Source organism: Tardiphaga sp. 866_E4_N1_4, assembly GCF_052076075.1.
Taxonomy (GTDB): domain Bacteria; phylum Pseudomonadota; class Alphaproteobacteria; order Rhizobiales; family Xanthobacteraceae; genus Tardiphaga; species Tardiphaga robiniae.
Window position 1 is genome coordinate 2,192,385 of the sequence record NZ_CP197242.1, and the last position, 18,278, is coordinate 2,210,662.

An 18,278-nucleotide genomic window follows, 5' to 3' on the forward strand; every position below is an offset into this window, starting at 1 on the left:
CCTGTGTCATGCCATCATATCGGGCGAAGCGCGAGAGGCTTTGGCCGCTCGCGGCTACGGCACTCGCACTGCTCGCATACGCGCCGCTGCAGGCCAGTGCAGCGGATCTGCCGCGTATCGCTTCGATCAATCTCTGCACCGATCAACTGCTCGTCACCCTCGCCGATCCCGAGCAGATTTTGGGCCTCAGCCCCTATGCGCGCGATCCGTTCCGCTCATGGGATAAGGACAAGGCTAAGGCGTTCCGCCTGCTGTCCGGCGAGGCCGAGGACGTGCTGGCGCTGAAGCCGGATGTCGTCGTCGCAGGCCGCTTCACCAAGCGCGCGACCCGCGAACTCCTGAAAGAGAAGGGACTGAAGGTCGCCGAATTCGATCCGGCCCGCTCGCTCGACGACGTCAAGAAGCAGCTTCGCCAAATGGGCGCGCTGGCGAAGCATCCAGAGCGTGCCGAGGCCGAGATCGTGAAGCTCGATACTGCTATCGCGCAGGCCCATGCCGCCGTACAGCGCAAGCCGTTGCGCGTGCTGGCGGTGTCGCGGCGCGGCTGGGTGTCCGGCGGCGAAAATCTGACCACATCGTTGCTATCAGCGGTCGGGCTGCGCAATGCCGGCGGCGAGCTCGGCCTCAAGGCTGGCGGCTTCGCCTCCTTGGAGGCCATCGTCACGCTGCGGCCCGATCTGCTGCTGGTCACCGACAATACTGATTTCGCCGAAGACGAAGGCCGCGCCTTCCTGCTGCATCCCGCACTGGAGACATTCTATCCGGCGTCGAAGCGACTGGTTCTGCCCGAGCGCCTCACCGCCTGCGGTGGCCCGACCATGGTCGAAGCACTCGACCGATTGACCACCGAAATCAACCGCGTGGCCCCCTGATGCTGGTGGATGGCGACGCGCTCCTCCTGGTGGTCGCGGCGCTGCTGCTCGATGCCGTGATCGGCGATCCCGACTGGCTGTGGCGACGACTACCGCATCCCGTGGTCTGGATCGGCAACGGCATCGGCTGGCTGGAACGCTGGCTCAATCTTGAAGACTGGTCGCGTCGGCAGCGCAAGCTGGCAGGCGTCGTCACTATCATCGCGCTGGTCAGTGTCGCAATACTTGTCGGCGGACTGCTCACCGATCTTCTCAACGACAACTGGATCGGTTTCGGCGTCGAAGCCCTGATTGCCTCGACGCTGATCGCCCAACGCAGCCTGTATCAGCATGTGGCCCGCGTGCACCGCGCTTTCACCGAGGGCGGATTGCCCGCAGCACGCCAGGTCGTCGCAATGATCGTCGGCCGCGATCCGGAGCGGCTTGATGAAGGCGGCGTCGCGCGCGCGGCGATCGAATCCACCGCCGAAAATTTCTCCGACGGCATCGTCGCGCCGGTGTTCTGGCTGGCATTGCTCGGATTGCCCGGCCTGATCACCTACAAGGCCATAAACACGGCCGACTCCATGATCGGTCATCGCAGCGTGCGGTATCAGGATTTCGGCTGGGCGGCGGCGCGGCTCGACGATCTCGTCAATCTGATCCCGGCGCGCCTTTCGGGAATATTGGTCGCGCTCTCTGCGCCGGTCGCACGCGGATCAATCATCGCGTCATTGAAGATCATGATGCGCGACGCTTCCAAGCATCGTTCGCCCAATGCCGGCTGGCCGGAAAGCGCCATGGCTGGCGCGCTCGGAATCGCGATCGCTGGACCGCGCGTCTATGCCGAGGGCGCCGTCAACGATCTCTATCTCAATGCCGAAGGTCGAACCGCAAAACCTGACGACATCAGGCGAGCACTTCGCGTATTCGTCGCAGCCTGCCTTTTGCAGGTGATGATCTATGCGGCGCTGGCGCTGCCGCTCTAACGGCTGCGGGCAATCTCGATCAGCCGATCGATATCGAGATGCTTTTCGCAATGATCGGCCAGCGCATCGAGCGCGGCTTCGATCTGCGCGTCATAGGCCAGCGACGACGCAATGCCGAGATTGGCCAGCCATGCCTTGCGGAACGCATCGCCGGTGAACAAGCCATGGACATAAGTGCCCTGCACCCGTCCATCGACTGACGCAGCACCATCAGGTCGTCCATCGATCATCAGCAGCGGCCGCGCGCAGTCGTCACCCTCGCTGCGACCGAGATGAATCTCATAGCCTTCGATGGCGGCGCCAGTTGCGCAATGCGTTCCTGCCACCAGCGTGGTGGACTTGTCCGCGCTCATCAACGTCGCAATATCGAGCAGGCCAAGCCCGTCGACGGTCCCTGGCGAACCGTCAACGCCATCGGGATCGGCGATCGTCTTACCCAGCATCTGATAGCCTCCGCACAGGCCAAGCACGTGACCGCCGCGGCGCACATGCGCCTTGATATCGATGTCCCAGCCTTGAGCGCGGAGAAAGGCGAGATCGCCGATGGTGGATTTACTGCCGGGAATGATGATCACGTCGGCATTGCCCGGAATGGCTTCGCCCGGCCTGATGAAGACGAGCTTCACGCCGGGCTCCATGCCAAGCGGATCGAGATCGTCGAAATTGGCGATCCGCGCCAGCACCGGCACCGCGATGATACGCGTCGATGACGAGGCGTGAGTGCGGTCGAGATCGACGGCGTCTTCGGCGGGCAGGAACGCCGCCTGCGGCAGCCAGGGCAACACACCGATGGATGGCCACCCCGTCAGCCGCGTGATCGCCCTGAGGCCGTTGTCGAACAGGCTGGGATCGCCGCGAAACTTGTTGACGATGAAGCCGTGGATGCGCGCACGTTCTTCCGGCTCCAGCACCAGATGCGTGCCGGCGAGGCTCGCAATGACGCCGCCGCGATCGATATCGCCGGCGAGCACTACGGGAATGTTGGCCGCGGCAGCAAAACCCATATTGGCGATGTCGCCGGCGCGCAGATTGATCTCGGCCGGGCTGCCGGCGCCCTCGATGAGAACGATGTCCGCCTGATCGGCCAGCAGCGAGAAACTTTCAAGCACCGCCGGTAGGAGTGCAGCTTTCTTCTCCAGATAGTTCTTCGCCCGCAGCGTGCCCCAGCGCTTGCCCTGAACGATCACCTGGGCGCCGGTGTCCGTCTCCGGCTTCAACAGCACCGGATTCATGTGGACACTTGGCGGCAACCTGGCGGCCCGCGCCTGCACCGCCTGCGCGCGGCCGATCTCGCCGCCATCGACCGCGACAGCAGCATTGTTCGACATGTTCTGCGGCTTGAACGGTGCCACATTCAAGCCACGCCGCACCAGTGCCCGCGCCAGCCCAGCGACGATCGTCGACTTGCCGGCATTGGAGCCGGTCGCCTGGATCATCAGCGCGGGCGTATTCAGGTTCATCAGAACTCGATGCCCTTCTGGCCCTTGATGCCAGCGCGGAACGGATGCTTGATCAGCGTCATCTCGGTGACCAGATCGGCCATCTCGATCAGCTCGGGCTTGGCGTTCCGGCCGGTGATGACCACGTGCTTGTCGGCCGGCTTCTCGTCGCGCAGGAAGGTCAGCACCTCATTGAGGTCGAGATAGTCATAGCGCAACACGATATTGAGTTCGTCGAGCAACACCAGGCGATGGCGGTCATCGCGGATCATTTCCTTGGCGCGCTCCCAGCCCGCGGTCGCGGCAGCAATGTCGCGTTCGCGGTCCTGCGTGATCCAGGTGAAGCCCTCGCCCATGATGTGCAGCGTGACGAGATCCGGGAAGGTCTTCAGCAGCCGCGCTTCGCCGGTGTCCCATTCCGGTGACTTGGTGAACTGCACGATGCCGACGGGATAGCCGTGACCGATATGGCGGAACACCATGCCCAGCGCTGCCGAGGTCTTGCCCTTGCCGGTGCCGGTATGGACGATCAACAGGCCTTTCTCGCCGACCTTGGTCGCCATGATTTTGTCCTTGGCGGCCTTGTGCTTGGCCGCCTTGATCTTGTGGCGGGCATTTTCTTCATCGTCGTGGGCGAGTTCGGTCATGCGATTTCCTTTGCGATCTCTTTGTGTGCCTGCGGCAGAAGTTCGGCGATCAGATCGGCAGCGCGATTGGAACGTGGCGTCCACAGGCCCCTGCGCATCGCTTCCGCAAAGCGCGCAGCCGTCTCGCGCAGCGCCGCGGGATTGGCGGATGCCATGAAGCCTCGAACCTCGTCATTTTCCAGATAGGAGGCGAACAGCTGATCGAAATGGTGATTGGCGACCGCATTGGTGGAGGCCGCGAAACCGAACAGATAATCAACCGTCGCCGCGATCTCGAAGGCGCCTTTGTAGCCGTGACGCATGACGCCAGCGATCCATTTCGGATTGGCGCCGCGGCCGCGCACCACGCGCGAGATCTCATGCGCAAGCGGCCGGGCAATCGGCGCTTCCGGTCGCGACGTATCGATATGGGCGATGCGCGGCGCTGAGCCACGCAGCGTCTGCACCGTCGCCGCGAGGCCGCCGATGAACTGGTAGTAGTCGTCGGAATCCAGAATGTCGTGCTCGCGATTGTCCTGCGCCTGCGCGACGAGATCGACGCCCCTCAGCCGTTCGGCGAATTCACCGCGCGCGTCCTCGCCATCGGTTCCACCGCCATAGGCATAGCCGCCCCAATCGAGATAGACCTCGGAGATATCAGCGCGATTACTCCAGCCACCCTCATCCATCAGCGCCTGCAGGCCCGCACCATAAGCGCCAGGCTTGGAGCCGAACACACGGCGCGTCGCCTGCCGCCGCGCAATCTCGCAGGTCATGCCACCAGCTTCTAGCGTCCGGGTGCGGGCGCGGACATTGGCGGCGATGGGATTGGCGTCGTCGGGTTCGTCGAGTTCGGCCACGGCGCTCACGGCGGAGCCGATGATGTCCATCTGGGTCGGGAATGCATCGCGGAACAGGCCGGAGACACGGAAGGTCACATCCACACGCGGGCGTTTCAGTTCCGACAGCGGAGTGATCGCAAAGCCCGTGACGCGGCCCGAGGTTTCCTCCCACAACGGCCGTGCGCCGATCAGCGCAAGCGCCTGCGCGACATCGTCGCCGCCGGTGCGCATATTGGCCGTGCCCCAGGCCGATAGCGCGATTGCCCGCGGCCATTCGCCGGCCTCCTGCCAATAGCTCTCGACCAGCCGTTCGGCCGCCAGCTGTCCGATGCGCCAGGCTGATGGCGTCGGCACCGCGCGGACATCGACGGCGAAGAAGTTACGTCCGGTCGGCAGCACATCGGGGCGTCCACGCGTCGGCGCGCCAGATGGACCGGGCCGCACGAACTGACCGTCGAGTCCTCCGAGGAATGCGGCCGTCTCCGCGTCCCCGCAGGCATCGATGGCGGGTCGCAATGTCGTAGTGATCCAGCCGAGCACTTCGGCAGTGCGCGTCCAGGCGGGATCGCAGTGCAGCTTGCCGGAGACAAGTTGCAGCGCCATCCCTTCGATCCGTTCGACGGTATCACCTGTGGTGCGCCACACTGCATCGCTGACATCGGCAAGAACGCCGGGGCGCGGGCCGAGATAGTCATCGGCCATATCACGGGTGAGCGGGTCGAACGTGCCAAGACCGAGATCGGCAGCCAATGCGCGATGCAGTGACGCATCCTGCGGCTTGATGTCCGAGCGCGGCAGGCGCGCGATGGATACAAGGAGATCATTGCGCTGCGCGTCCTCAGGCACGCGGCCAAATATGTGCAATCCGTCGCGGATCTGCATTTCCTTGAGATCGCACAGATGGGCGTCGAGCGCGCGCACCGCCTCGCCCGTGGGCGTGTCGCGGGTGACATTGACGTCGGCATCGATCTGCTGCGCGCGGGCGAGCGACAGGATGTCTTCGGCGATCACGGCAGCGCGCTTGGGATCGAGATCGGTCGCCATGACATATTCGTCGACCAAATTCTCCAGCCGCGCCAGATCGTCGTGCAATTCGGCACGCGTCATCGGTGGTGTCAGGTGATCGATGATCACGGCGGAGGTGCGGCGCTTTGCCTGAATGCCCTCGCCGGGATCGTTGACGATGAACGGATAGAGATGCGGCAGCGGACCGAGTACGGCATCGGGCAGACAATCGGCTGACAGACCGGCGCTTTTCCCCGGCAGCCATTCGAGATTGCCGTGCTTGCCGAGATGCACCACCGCATGGCTATCAAAGCCGCGGCGCAGCCAGAGATAAAAGGCGAGATAGTGATGCGGCGGTACCAGATCGGGATCGTGATAGGTGCTCTTGGGATCGATATTGTAACCGCGTGCCGGCTGCACGCCGACGGTGATGTTGCCGAAACGATGCAGGCCAAGGCGGAAGGCGCCATCGACGACATGCGGATCGCTCGCAGCTTTGCCCCAGCGGGTTTCAATAGCAGCCCGCACATTGGCCGGCAGCGTCGCAAAGGCCGCGTGATACTCAGCCAGCGGCCACGCCACGCCACCGCTTCGCTCCGCGCGATCGGCAAGCGCATTCGTTGGACCCTGTTGCAATAACTGCATCATGGCGGTCGTCGTGTCAGGCGCGTCACCAGTGCCGTAGCCGGCTTCGCGCATCGCGGCGATCACATCGATCAGGCTCTGCGGCGTATCGAGGCCCACGCCATTGGCAAGGCGTCCATCGCGATTGGGATAATTGGCCAGGATCAGCGCGACGCGACGCTCGCTCGCTAACGAACGACGCAAGCGGACCCAGGCACGCGCCAGATCAGCGGTCGCATCAATCCGATCCTGCACCGGCTGCAATGTTGTCGGCGCAAAGCCGCCGTCGCTGGCGCCACGTTCCTTGAAGGCGATGGCATTGGCGAAGATGCGGCCATCGACTTCCGGCAACACCACATGCATCGCCAGATCGCGCGGCGTGAGACCCCGGGTCGAGGCTTCCCAACTGGCGCGCGAGATGCCTGCTTGCGCGACCTGCAGAATGGGACAGCCGGAGGCCGACAGCACGCCGGCATCATCATGCGCGGTCGCGGTGGCGAAGGCCGTGGCGTTGATGATGATATCGGGCGGATAGGCCGCAAGCGCGGCGCGCAGGAAAGCTGCGGAGCGCTCATCCTTCAGGCTGGTCACATAGAGGCAGACGGTGTTGAGGCCGCGCGCGTCGAGCGACAGACGTAATGCATCAATTGCCGCCGTATCGCCGCCGGCCACCAGCGCGCGGTAGAAGATCACGATGGCATTCGGCCGGTTATCCGCCGCCGGCTCGTTCGGCCAGAAGCCGGCCGACGGCATTGGCCGTGCCGCAGGTGGCACATCACCATGGCCGATCAGATGCGCGGCATAGCGCAGTGCAAGCTGCGCGTTGTCGACGCCGCCCTCGCTGCAATAGCGCCACAGCGCGTGCGTTTCATCGCTGCTGACCGTGCCGCGGGCGGCCAGTTCGGCATTCCAATCCATCTCGCCGGGCAGGCAGGCGAACTTGCTACCGCGGCTCAGCGCGTCGCTGCGCAGACTCTCCACACCATGGGGCCAATAGCTGATGCCGCCGAGCATGCGCAGCACCACGATCTTCGCCTCAGCCAGCGTGCGCTCGACATAGAGATCGACCGACGCGGGATGACCGAGCGCCAGCATGTTGGTGAACCGCACGCTGGGGAAATCGCCCGGCAGTGTCGCATGCGCCGCATTGAACGCCGCCAGATCGCTGTCAGCCGCCGACAGCACGACGATATCGGCGGTGTCCTGCCCGAGATCGCGGGCGACGTCACCGTCGTCAATGCTGCCGGAGGTATCGAGCTTCAGATGCATGCGGGTGAACCTGCGTTACCCGGCGAGTGCCTTTCGCACGGCGTCGCCGTCGAATCCCTTGAGGCCGATGACCACCAGATGCTCGGCCTGCATCACGTCCGGCCGGGCGAAGGCGAGTTCAACGCGAGCGCCGACGGCCTGCACCACGATCGGCGCGGGCTTGTCCGTAATGCGTGCATGACCCTTCACGCGCAGCACGCCATCGAGGCCAAGCGCGTCGCTGATGCGCGCACGCATCGCGTCGATGCTCGCAGCAGCGGTGGGTTTGACGACGATGCTGTCGAAATCGTCATGGTCGTGTTCTTCTTCCTCGCCGTGATGGCCGACACGAGCGGCCATGTCGTCCTCGGCGGCGGCATTGAGGCCGATCAGCACCGATGGCGCGAGATCGCCCTTGGAGCGCACGATGCTCACGCCGGGACGCAGCACGGCTTTGAGCTTGGTCTCGATCTCGGCGAGTTTTTCCGGAGCGACGAGATCGCTTTTCGACAAAACCACCAGATCAGCGCAAGCGAGCTGGTCCTCGAACACTTCCTCGATGGGGTCGTCGTGTTCGATGCCTTCGTCCTTGGCGCGCTGTTCGGCAACAGCGTCTTCGTCCAGCGTGACACGGCCTTCAGAGAGCGCCAGTGCGTCGACGACAGTGACGACGCCATCGACAGTGGCGCGAGTCTTCACCGCCGGCCAGGCAAAGGCCTTCAACAGCGGCTGCGGCAGCGCGAGGCCGGAGGTCTCGATGACGATGGCATCGAGTGGACGCTCGCGCGACAGCAGCTTGTCCATGGTCGGCACGAAATCATCGGCCACGGTGCAGCAGATGCAGCCATTGGTAAGCTCGACGATATCGCCGGGCGCACAGGCCTTTGCCGCGCATTCCTCGACCAGACCGCCATCGAAACCGGCATCGCCGAACTCATTGACGATCACGGCGATGCGGCGGCCATCGGCCTGGGTCAGCAGCGAGCGCAGCAGCGTGGTCTTGCCGGCGCCGAGAAATCCGGTGAGGACGGTGACGGGAACGCGGGACATTCAATTCTCCTGGGAACGCTTGAGCCAGAGCGGAAGCCCGGCGGCAATGAACGCAACATTCGGCACGGCGGCCGCGATGATCTGGTTGAGGCGGCCCTGCGCATCGCGAAACGCGCGGCCGAGCGGTGTCTCCGGCACGAGGCCGAGGCCGACTTCGTTGGACACGAACACGATCGGATAGCGCGAGACATCGAGGAAGCGCACCAGGCGCTTCGCTTCAATCTCTGGATCGCGCTCGGCAAACATCAGGTTCGACAGCCACAGTGTCAGGCAATCCACCAGCACGACGCGCCCGACCGTGGCCTCGCGCGTCAGCGCATCGACAAGCGCCAGCGGCTCTTCCACAGTGATCCAGCCTTCGCCGCGCTGCTTGCGATGCTGCGCGATGCGGGCATGCATCTCGTCGTCACCGGCCGTCGCAGTGGCCAGATAGATTTTCGTCAGGCCGATGCCATCGACCAGCTTTTCGGCGAAGGACGACTTGCCCGAGCGCGCACCGCCCAGCACCAACGTGGTAGAGGTCGCGGTCATTTCGGCGCACGCCCATCTTCAGGCGACCAACGCATCGGCGGCACGCGCGCGACCATGCCCTTGCGCAGCACCTCGGCGCGCTCGCGCCATGGCACCAGACCGTAATCGGCCTTCTGATAGGACTCCACGAAAGACACCAGCGCCGCGCTGCCGCTATCGGTCTGCAGATCGCCGAACAAGAACGTGTAGCCATCAGGGCTCGTCACCGCGACGGTCGCCGGTCGCTTGCAGACGCTGAGGCACTGCACCGGACGCACCATCACGGCGCCATCGCCATCGCCGAGGGCGGCCTTCACCGCATCGAACATGTCCGGCCCGACGATCGTGCCAGTTTCGGCGGCCTTGCAGCTGATGCACACACTCACGACAACGGGACCAGCGGGCACGGGGCGCGGCGGTTCGACCGAAATTTGTTCGCCAGAGATATCGGCGCTGTCGTGATCCATCACATGCTCAGTTCACGCCCTCACGGGCTTACGAGCTTTGTTGGATCGCGCCGACAGCATTGCCGTCGGTTCGCTCCCGTCCGGTGCACCCCGCCCCGACGACGCCTCCAAAGCACAGTTCGTGATGGCAGGTCTCCTGGCTTGCGAGTCACAGCCTGTTGCCGCCTTCCCAAGAATTCTGAAGAATTCCCAGTGGCACCGGCGCGGGCTCGTCGCTTACAGTTGCGGGGGCAGCGCCGGCCTCAAACCGGCTTCCCTATTCACCTTCCACGCGGAAGGACCATCGCAAAAGACGCTATCTGCCGGGTGCGCCGGGGTCAACCGCGCCGACGGACTGACGCCCGGACCTGTTGACCTTGCAGGTCGTCTTGCGTCAGTTAGGCCGCGAAAAGGAACCCTATGTCCGCCCATTCTCAGTCCTTGTGGCAGCCGCCCGCCATTGCGCCTGTTGACCCGCAGATCGCGGCAGGAATCCGCGCTGCCATCGACGGCAAGGCCAAGCCGCCGGGGTCGCTGGGGAGAATCGAGGACCTGGCGCTGCAGCTCGGCATGATCCGGCATCCGGGCGAGCCGCGCGGCGACAATGCCGTGCTGCTGGTCTTCGCGGGGGATCACGGACTCGTAGCCGAAGGCGTGTCGCAATATCCGTCGGCGGTCACGGTCGCGATGGTGATGACCTATCTGGCCGGCCGCGCCACGGCCAATGCTTTCGCCGCGGCCAATGACATCGGTGTGCGCGTGATCGACATCGGCGTCGCTGCGGAACTGCCTGTCCATCCGAAGCTGATCGACGCCAAGGTCCGCATGGGTACGGCGAATGCCGCGCGCGAGCCAGCGATGACGGCAGAGCACGCGGCCGATGCGCTGACGCGCGGCTTCAGAATCGCCGTCGGTGAGATCAAGGCCGGCGCAGACATCATCGCGCTCGGCGAGATGGGAATTGGCAACACGGCCTCATCGGCACTGGTGGTTCATCGACTCGCGCCGGCACCCCTGGATGATTGTATCGGCGTTGGCGCCGGGCAGGATGATGCCGGCATGGCGCGCAAGCGCGCGGCGATCACGAAGGCGGCAGCGCGCAGCGACGCAACTGCGCCGCTGGATGTGCTTGCCGAATTCGGCGGACTGGAAATCGCAGGCATGGCCGGAGCGATCCTCGGCGCAGCTTCGCAACGGCGGCCGGTGATCATTGACGGCTTCATCTCCAGCGCCGCGGCATTGCTCGCCGTTCGTCTGTGCCCGGCCGCACGCGACTACTGCGTCTTCGCGCACCGTTCGGCCGAACGCGGCCACGACATCGTACTCAACGCGCTCGATGCCCAGCCGCTACTCGATCTCGGCTTGCGGCTTGGTGAAGGCACCGGCTCGCTGCTTGCGGTGCCGTTGGTCCGCGCCGCCGCGCGCATGCTGACCGACGTTGCGAGCCTCGACGACGTGCTGGCCGGAAAGATCTAGATGAGGCCGGATCCGCATCTCTTGAATGCGATCCGTTTCCTGACGGTGGTACCGGTACCGGCAAATGGCGACGCGCAGGATCCTGACTGGCTCGCGCGTGCGATGAAGTATTTTCCGATCGTCGGTGTCGGCATTGGCGCCGCCTCCGCGGTTGTGTTTCTCGTTGCCAGCGAATTCTGGTCACCGCTGATCGCGGCTTTGCTGGCGATTACAACAAGCATCGTTATCACCAGCGCGCTACATGAGGACGGCCTTGCCGATACGGCCGACAGTTTCGGCGGAGGCTGGACGATCGAAAAACGCCTCGCGATCATGAAGGACAGCCGCATCGGCACTTACGGGGCGCTGGCACTCGGCCTCGGCGTAGCGCTGCGTATCGCGGCGCTCGCCATATTGCCGCTGTGGGCAGGTGCGGCAGCGCTGATCGCCGTCCACGCCGCAGCACGCGCCATGCCGGCCTTCGTGATGAACCGCCTGCCCTATAGCGGCGATACCAGTGCGATGAAGGTCACTTACGCCGCGGCGCCGGTGCGATTTGAGGAATCGTTGTTTGCACTTGGTGTGGTTGTGCTTGCAGCAATCCCGCTTGCGCTCGTCTCGGTCGCATCGCTTTTTGCGGGTCTTCTGCTCGGCGCAGCGCTCGCCGCACTGCTCGCACTCTGGTCGCGTCGTCTGATCGGTGGTTACACCGGCGACGTGCTCGGTGCCGTCGAGCAACTCTTCGAGATCGGATTTCTTCTCGGCGTTGCGGCCCTGATCAGATAGGCCAGTTAAGCGGCAATCGATAAGGCTCACCTTCAGAAGCGTCCGCGCCGCGGCCGATGCGTGCGATGGCTTCGACCATGCGGCCGTCGCGGCCAAGCTGTTCGTCGGCCAATTGCACCATCAATTTGTTCGGCGTCACATAAGGCGAACGCTTGCGTAGTTCATCGGCGATCACCGCCTCATAGCCAGGATTGCGATCGCAGGCGATGGCGTAAGCGGCGGCGCTGGAACGGCTGATACCGGCCCAGCAGTGAATGAGCATCGGGCGGTCAGCGATGCTGCCGCGGCCGAATTGAAGAATGGCATCCACGACGTCGGCATCGGGCGCGATCAGGTCCGGCGCTGCTTCGACGATATCGTGAAAGGTTAGCTCCACATGCCGCTCACGCGCCAACCCGCTCCAGTCGCGCTCGCTCGCGGCGGGCGACAGAAGGGTCAGCAGATCGAAGGGCGGCAGCGAATCTGCCACAGCAGAAAGGCCTCCGAGCGAGCTCACATAGATCATTGGAACACCCTGCTCGCTGTCGTCATGTCCTTGCTCTCACTGCCGCGCATTGACCTTCTTCAACCTCATGCCGCTGCGATGTCGCTGATGCAAGGTCGGTTTCTTAATACCACCCCCGACCTTTTCGCACCTGCACCATCGCAAACAGAAGAAAATACGCCAATCAGAACAATCGGTTACTCGTTCGAACTTTAGACAACCGAGGCAGGCCAATCTTAAAGAAGTTGCGATAGGTATCTAACTTACCAGTGCAGAGTCCAGGACGGTACGATGCTGAATTACTTCGAAATGGCGGCATCACAAATCGGAACGATCTTCCGCGTGCCGCGCGAAAACCCCGAACTGGTGGAAGCGAAACTCGCTGCCTTCACCCGTCAGGTGCCGATGATGTATGCGCTGGTGGTCGTCAACACGACGGCACTTGCAATCACCTTTTATGGTACTGCGCCACATCTGCTTACCGTCTATCTCCCTGCTGCATTCGATGCAATCTGTGTGATCCGGATACTGAGCTGGTTGAGAGCGCGGAACACCACGCTGTCGCTCAACCAGGCCGTAGAGAAGCTCACCGGCTCGATCATCTTTGCAGGCATTCTCGGCGTCGCGTTCACTGCCTGGAGCCTCAGCCTGTTTCCCTATGGCGACGCCTATAGCAAGAGCCACGTTGCGTTCTTTATGGCCGTGACGTCGATCGGCTGCGGCTTCTGCCTCATGCATCTGCGCGCGGCAGCGCTGATCGTGATGGCGCTGGTTGTCGTGCCTTTCGCGTTCTTTTTCGGCTCCAGCGACAATGTCGTCTTCGTCTCCATCGCCTTCAACTTCGTCGTGGTCATCGGGGCCGTTCTCTTCATGCTGCTCGGCAATTACTCCGATTTCGAGAAGCGGGTGAACTCGGAGAAGGCGCTGCGTATCAAGCAGGCTGAGCTGCAGGTGCTGAGCGACAAGAATTTTCGGAATTCGAATATCGACAGCCTCACCGGTCTCCCCAATCGCCGGAACTTCTTTGCCGAGCTTGAGCGCGGCATTGTCAACACTGAGCACAGTAGCGGCGGCCTGCTGCTCGGTATCCTGGATCTTGACGGCTTCAAGCCGATCAACGACATCCATGGGCACCACACGGGTGATCGCTTGCTGGTCGAAGTCGCAGACAGACTGCGCGCACATCTCGCCCCTCACGTGTTTCTGGGCAGACTGGGAGGCGACGAATTCGTCATGTTCAGCGACCAATTGCTCGACCCGGATGCAATTGTTGAGGCGGAAGAGAGCATCGAGAACCTGTTCGACATCCCGTTCGAGATTGATGACATTACAGTCAGCATCAGCTGCTCGATCGGATATGCGGAATTTCCGGACACAGCCAGGACCGCGCAGGATTTGTTCGAGCGCGCCGATTACGCGCTGTTCTTTGCCAAGCAGCACAAGCGTGGCAAGGCCGTCCGGTTTTCTGCAGAACACGAAGCCGATATCCGCGAAGCCAGCTCCGTGAGTCGGGCTCTGGCCAGTGCCGACCTCGAACGGGAATTGTGGATCGCCTACCAGCCGATCATCGACGCTGAAACACAACAGCCCGCGAGCTTCGAAGCCCTAGCGCGCTGGAAGAGCCCGGAGCTCGGCAATGTTCCACCGATGAGCTTCATTGTCGCCGCCGAGCGCTCAGGCATGATCGGCCAGTTGACACCGTTGCTGCTGCGCAAGGCCCTTGAAGGTGCAGCGACATGGCCGGAGCATGTCCGGATTTCGTTCAACCTCTCTGCGGTGGACGTCGCCTCTCCCCTGTCGATCCTCAAGATCATTGCTGTTGTCCAGCAAAGCAAGGTGAAGGCCAGCCGCATCGACTTCGAGATTACCGAGACGGCCGTGATGGGGAATCTCGTACAGGCGACCGAAGCGCTGAATGCCCTGAAGGCTCTGGGCGCCCGCATCTCGCTGGACGATTTCGGCACCGGCTATTCGAGCCTAAGCTGCATCCGCGAATTGCCGCTGGACAAGGTCAAGATCGATCGCAGCTTCATCAGCAAGATCGAGACGGATTCTGCCGCGCGCCTGATCCTGCGCACCATGCTTGGACTGTGCAACGGCCTCGGTCACGACTGCATCGTCGAAGGCGTCGAGAGCGACGAACAGGTCGACTTCCTGCGCAAGGAGAACTGCCGTTTCATGCAGGGCTACTTCTTCGCCAAGCCCATGGGCATCGAGCAGGTCGGCGATTATCTGGCCTCCGTTCAACACGGCGTGCTGGCCGAACGCACCGCCAGCTAGTCGTTCTGTCCGTCCAGCAACCGCACCGCCTCGAACAGCGTCGCCGCCCCGACGGCCAGTTGCTCGGGCTCCGACCATTCTTCCGGGCAATGGCTCTTGCCGTCCTTTGACGGAATGAACAGCATCGCGCTGCGGCCGATATGCGACATGAAAGCCGCGTCGTGACCGGCCCCCGACGCCAGCCGCGTCGTGGAATAACCAAGCTTGGCGGCGCTACGCCCGAGAACGTCAAGCAGATGATCGTCGCAAGGCGCGGGAGGATTTTGCGAAATCAACGCGAAACGTTCGCGTTCGACCTTAGCGCGTTTGGCGATGGCGAGGCTCTCGCGATCGAGCAGTGCCACAAATTCATCGACCAGCGCGGCCTTCTCGGCGCGAATATCGAGGATCATGCGCGCACCGCCAGGGACGACGTTGGCGGCATTCGGGCTGATCTCGAGGATCCCTGTGGTGGCGACGAAGTGGCCTTGTTTGCGCGCGGCAAAGGCATTGGCTTGCTGCGCGACCAGCAGCACGAGTTCGGCGGCGGGAAGGCTCGCGTCTTTGCGATACTCCATCAGCGTCGAGCCGGCGTGATCGGCGGCACCTTGCAGCACGATCTCGACGCGGGTGATGCCGGCGATCCCGGTGACGAGGCCAAGATCGAGCTTCTTGCGTTCCAGCACGACGCCCTGCTCGATATGCAATTCAAGATAGCCGACGAATTCCGGCTTCGGCATCGCGGCGATGGCGGCGGGATCACCGCCGACGCGCTTGATGGCATCGGCCAGCGTCTCGCCTGCTGCGTTGGTGTAAGTCAGCATCCTGGCATCGAGCTCGCCGACCATGGCGCGGCTGCCGACGCAGGACATACCGTATTCGCTGGGCTCCTCGGCGAGGAAATCCACGATCTCGATCGGATGCCGGGGCTTGTAGCCGGACGCCTGCAGCGCTCTGACCGCTTCCAACGCCGTGAGGATGCCGGAAATGCCGTCGAAGCGGCCGCCGGATGGCACCGTGTCGGAATGCGAACCGAGCATGATCGGCGGCAGGCCTGCGACGCTGCCCTCCAGCCGCGCAATCACATTGGCGGCGGCATCCATCCGCACCGTCATGCCGGCCGCGATATATTGCTGATGCAGCCACGCACGGCCGTCGAGAAAGCGCTGCGAGAACGATCGCCGCGTCCATGGCTTGTCGGGATCGGTGATAGCGGCCAGCGCCATATGGTCGTCCCAGAGGCGATTCTGATCGATGGGCGGTTTGGTGTCGGTCGGCATGATCGGCATGAGGCTCATGAGTTGGCGGCACTGGCGCCGGCGCGATTATTGTTGAACACTTTGGCCATCGTGAAGCAAGACGATGGACATCGTGAAGCAAGAAACGTCGGGGAGAAAATCGTGAGCAGCAAGACCAGGATCGCATGGGTGACCGGCGGCGGCACCGGAATCGGCAGAGCGGGCGCAGCGGCGCTGCTGGCGGATGGCTGGACGGTGGTCATTTCCGGCCGCCGCGCCGATGTGCTGCAGGGCGTCGCCGATGAACTCGGCGCCGGCGGCAAGCCCGTGGAGGCGATGGCGCTGGATGTCAGCAATGCCGACGACGTCAACAAGGTTGCGCAGGCCATCCTCGCCAAACATGGCCGTATCGATCTTCTTGTCAACAGCGCCGGCGTCAACCTGCCGAAGCGCAGCTGGGAAGACGTCACGCAGGACGGCTGGGACCAGATCGTCGACATCAATCTGAATGGCGTGATGTATTGCATGCGCGCGGTGCTGCCCGCGATGCGCGCGCAGAAGGACGGCTGCACCATCAATGTCGCCTCATGGGCGGGCCGCATCGTCTCCAAGATGACGGGGCCGGCCTACACGGCCACCAAACATGCGGTGCTGGCGCTGACGCATTCCTTTAACATGGACGAATGCGTCAATGGCTTGCGCGCCTGCTGCCTGTCGCCGGGCGAGGTCGCCACTGACATCATGAAGAACCGTCCGGTGCCGCCGAGTGACGAGGTGATGGCGCGGATGCTGCAGCCGGACGATCTCGGCAAGACCATCGCCTTCATCGCCAGCATGCCGCCGCATGTCTGCATCAACGAAGTGCTGATCAGCCCGACCTGGAATCGCTCGTTCCTGGCCATGTGAGAAGTTGTCTTTTCCCTCCCCCGCTCTTGCGTGGGGAGGGTGGCCGGCCACTTGGCCGGTCGGGTGGGGGCGTCCACGTGAGAGCGTCACTTGTGGCACCCCCACCCCGGCCTATCGGCCGACCCTCCCCGCAAGGGGGAGGGATATCGCGGACGCCAGCGCGCCATTGCGGTGAAGCCTCACTACCCTCCTCACCTCACGGCGTGATTGCGACCTTCAACACGCCATCGCGCTGGTGCGAGAACAGATCGTAGGCTTTTTCGATATCGTCCAGCCTGTAATGATGCGTGACCAGCGACGTCAGGTCGACGCGGCCGGAAGCGACGACGTTCATCAGCCGTCGCATCCGCTCCTTCCCACCGGGGCACAGGCTGGTGACAATCGTGTTATCGCCGAGGCCCGCCGAAAAGGCGCTCAGGGGAATCTGCAGATCCGTCGAATAGACGCCAAGGCTGCTCAGCGTGCCACCCGGCCGCAGCGCGCGCAGTGCCGATTCGAAGGTGCCTTGCGTACCGAGCGCTTCGATAGCCACATCGACGCCGCGGCCGTCGGTGAGGTCCATGATCTGCTTGACCGGATCACCCTTCTTGAAGTCGACGACGATATCGGCGCCGAGCCGTTTGGCGACCTCGATGCGCGCGGGTACCGTATCGACACCGATGATGGTGGTCGCGCCCATCAGCTTGGCGCCGGCGAGGGCGCAGAGTCCGATCGGCCCCAGAGCGAACACCACCACCGTGTCCCCGATCCTGATGCCGCCGCGCTCGGCACCGGCAAATCCCGTCGACATGATGTCCGGACACATCAGCACCTGCTCATCCGTCAACGCGTCGGGCACCGGACTGAGATTGACCATGGCATCGGGTACCAACACATACTCGGCCTGCGCACCATCGATCGTATTGCCGAACCGCCAGCCGCCGGCCGCCTTGAAACCGTGCTTGGTTCCAGCGCCATCCTGCGATGAGCAGCCACAGAGACATGCGTAACTGTGGCCGCTCGGCGTGATGGCGCCGGCAATGACGCGCTGGCCCTCGCGATAGCCGGTGACGGCGCTGCCGAGCTTCTCAATGATACCAACCGGCTCGTGTCCAATGGTCAGCCCTTTCGCGACCGGATATTCACCCTTGAGGATATGCACATCGGTGCCGCAGATCGTGGTGGTCGTGATGCGCATCAGCGCATCAAGCGGGCCGACGTCGGGGATCGGCTTGTCATCCAGAACGATACGCCCCGGTTCGACAAATATCGCAGCCTTCATTTTCGGCATGATCCTGCTCCTGCTTGCGACGGTGCGTCGATCGACGCGATGAGCCAATCATCTGCGCATTTTGCCGTGACCGGATTGAGGTGGATCAAGTGGCGACGCCTTTTGAATGTCTCTGCAGATGGCGGACACACAGCCGCGCTTCCGCGTTGCTCTTGATTCGATTTGTCAAACAGCCACGGCTCTTCAGACATGCGTCATCGCCCCCATTGTTTGCGGCGCGGGGGCGCCGTCGTGGTTTGCATTCCCGCCC

General features: G+C 63.4%; 15 protein-coding genes and 1 riboswitch. Of the genes, 6 read left to right on the forward strand and 9 right to left on the reverse strand.

Annotated features, from left to right (window positions below):
• The first annotated feature begins 8 nt into the window (after positions 1–8).
• Entirely contained in the window at positions 9–872 is an 864-nt protein-coding gene (locus tag AB8B20_RS10850; RefSeq protein ID WP_439072553.1) for an ABC transporter substrate-binding protein, read from the forward strand.
• A complete protein-coding gene (gene cbiB / locus AB8B20_RS10855; protein WP_439072554.1) occupies positions 872–1,840 on the forward strand; it encodes an adenosylcobinamide-phosphate synthase CbiB in 969 nt (322 codons plus the stop codon). The genes AB8B20_RS10850 and cbiB overlap by 1 nt, the downstream gene beginning before the upstream one ends.
• Here the strand turns inward: cbiB and AB8B20_RS10860 are convergent.
• The 6 genes from AB8B20_RS10860 to AB8B20_RS10885 are packed head-to-tail and all read right to left on the reverse strand — an operon-like array spanning position 1,837 to position 9,651.
• On the reverse strand, positions 1,837–3,300 hold the full coding sequence (locus AB8B20_RS10860; protein WP_439072555.1) for a cobyric acid synthase: 1,464 nt from the start codon (positions 3,298–3,300) through the stop codon (positions 1,837–1,839). The two genes, cbiB and AB8B20_RS10860, sit on opposite strands and share 4 nt — an antisense overlap.
• Entirely contained in the window at positions 3,300–3,926 is a 627-nt protein-coding gene (gene cobO, locus AB8B20_RS10865; protein WP_068734347.1) for a cob(I)yrinic acid a,c-diamide adenosyltransferase, read from the reverse strand. The genes AB8B20_RS10860 and cobO overlap by 1 nt, the downstream gene beginning before the upstream one ends.
• Positions 3,923–7,645, reverse strand: a complete 3,723-nt coding sequence (gene cobN, locus AB8B20_RS10870) for a cobaltochelatase subunit CobN (RefSeq protein WP_439072556.1) — start codon at positions 7,643–7,645, stop codon at positions 3,923–3,925. The genes cobO and cobN overlap by 4 nt, the downstream gene beginning before the upstream one ends.
• A gap of 15 nt (positions 7,646–7,660) precedes the next feature.
• Complete coding sequence (gene cobW / locus AB8B20_RS10875) at positions 7,661–8,674, reverse strand: cobalamin biosynthesis protein CobW (protein WP_093756700.1); 1,014 nt, start codon at positions 8,672–8,674, stop codon at positions 7,661–7,663.
• Positions 8,675–9,205 carry a bifunctional adenosylcobinamide kinase/adenosylcobinamide-phosphate guanylyltransferase gene (cobU, locus tag AB8B20_RS10880; protein WP_439072557.1) on the reverse strand — a complete coding sequence of 177 codons (531 nt, stop codon included), beginning with the start codon at positions 9,203–9,205 and terminating at the stop codon, positions 8,675–8,677. It abuts the gene before it with no gap.
• Positions 9,202–9,651 carry a DUF1636 family protein gene (locus tag AB8B20_RS10885; protein WP_093756702.1) on the reverse strand — a complete coding sequence of 150 codons (450 nt, stop codon included), beginning with the start codon at positions 9,649–9,651 and terminating at the stop codon, positions 9,202–9,204. Before AB8B20_RS10885 ends, cobU begins: the two co-directional genes overlap by 4 nt.
• A 109-nt stretch (positions 9,652–9,760) precedes the next feature.
• A riboswitch (cobalamin riboswitch) is annotated at positions 9,761–9,951 on the reverse strand.
• Between the two features lie 99 nt (positions 9,952–10,050).
• Between AB8B20_RS10885 and cobT the strand changes: the two genes are divergently transcribed.
• The gene (gene cobT / locus AB8B20_RS10890) at positions 10,051–11,106 is read left to right on the forward strand and encodes a nicotinate-nucleotide--dimethylbenzimidazole phosphoribosyltransferase (protein WP_439072558.1); all 1,056 of its coding nucleotides are present in this window, start codon (positions 10,051–10,053) and stop codon (positions 11,104–11,106) included.
• Positions 11,107–11,871 (forward strand): adenosylcobinamide-GDP ribazoletransferase, encoded by a 765-nt coding sequence (gene cobS / locus AB8B20_RS10895; protein WP_439072559.1) that lies wholly within the window; start codon positions 11,107–11,109, stop codon positions 11,869–11,871.
• Here cobS and AB8B20_RS10900 read toward each other — a convergent pair.
• Positions 11,864–12,340 (reverse strand): tyrosine phosphatase family protein, encoded by a 477-nt coding sequence (locus AB8B20_RS10900; protein ID WP_439072560.1) that lies wholly within the window; start codon positions 12,338–12,340, stop codon positions 11,864–11,866. The two genes, cobS and AB8B20_RS10900, sit on opposite strands and share 8 nt — an antisense overlap.
• Before the next feature lie 306 nt (positions 12,341–12,646).
• Here AB8B20_RS10900 and AB8B20_RS10905 point away from each other — a divergent pair, with 306 nt between their 5' ends.
• A complete protein-coding gene (locus tag AB8B20_RS10905) occupies positions 12,647–14,635 on the forward strand; it encodes a putative bifunctional diguanylate cyclase/phosphodiesterase (RefSeq protein ID WP_439072562.1) in 1,989 nt (662 codons plus the stop codon).
• Here the strand turns inward: AB8B20_RS10905 and AB8B20_RS10910 are convergent.
• Positions 14,632–15,912 (reverse strand): Zn-dependent hydrolase, encoded by a 1,281-nt coding sequence (locus AB8B20_RS10910; RefSeq protein ID WP_439072563.1) that lies wholly within the window; start codon positions 15,910–15,912, stop codon positions 14,632–14,634. The genes AB8B20_RS10905 and AB8B20_RS10910 overlap by 4 nt on opposite strands.
• 102 nt (positions 15,913–16,014) lie before the next feature.
• Here AB8B20_RS10910 and AB8B20_RS10915 point away from each other — a divergent pair, with 102 nt between their 5' ends.
• Positions 16,015–16,758, forward strand: a complete 744-nt coding sequence (locus AB8B20_RS10915; protein ID WP_439072564.1) for an SDR family oxidoreductase — start codon at positions 16,015–16,017, stop codon at positions 16,756–16,758.
• 196 nt (positions 16,759–16,954) lie between these two features.
• Here the strand turns inward: AB8B20_RS10915 and AB8B20_RS10920 are convergent, their stop codons facing one another.
• Complete coding sequence (locus AB8B20_RS10920; protein ID WP_089265289.1) at positions 16,955–18,028, reverse strand: NAD(P)-dependent alcohol dehydrogenase; 1,074 nt, start codon at positions 18,026–18,028, stop codon at positions 16,955–16,957.
• Between the last annotated feature and the right edge of the window lie 250 nt (positions 18,029–18,278).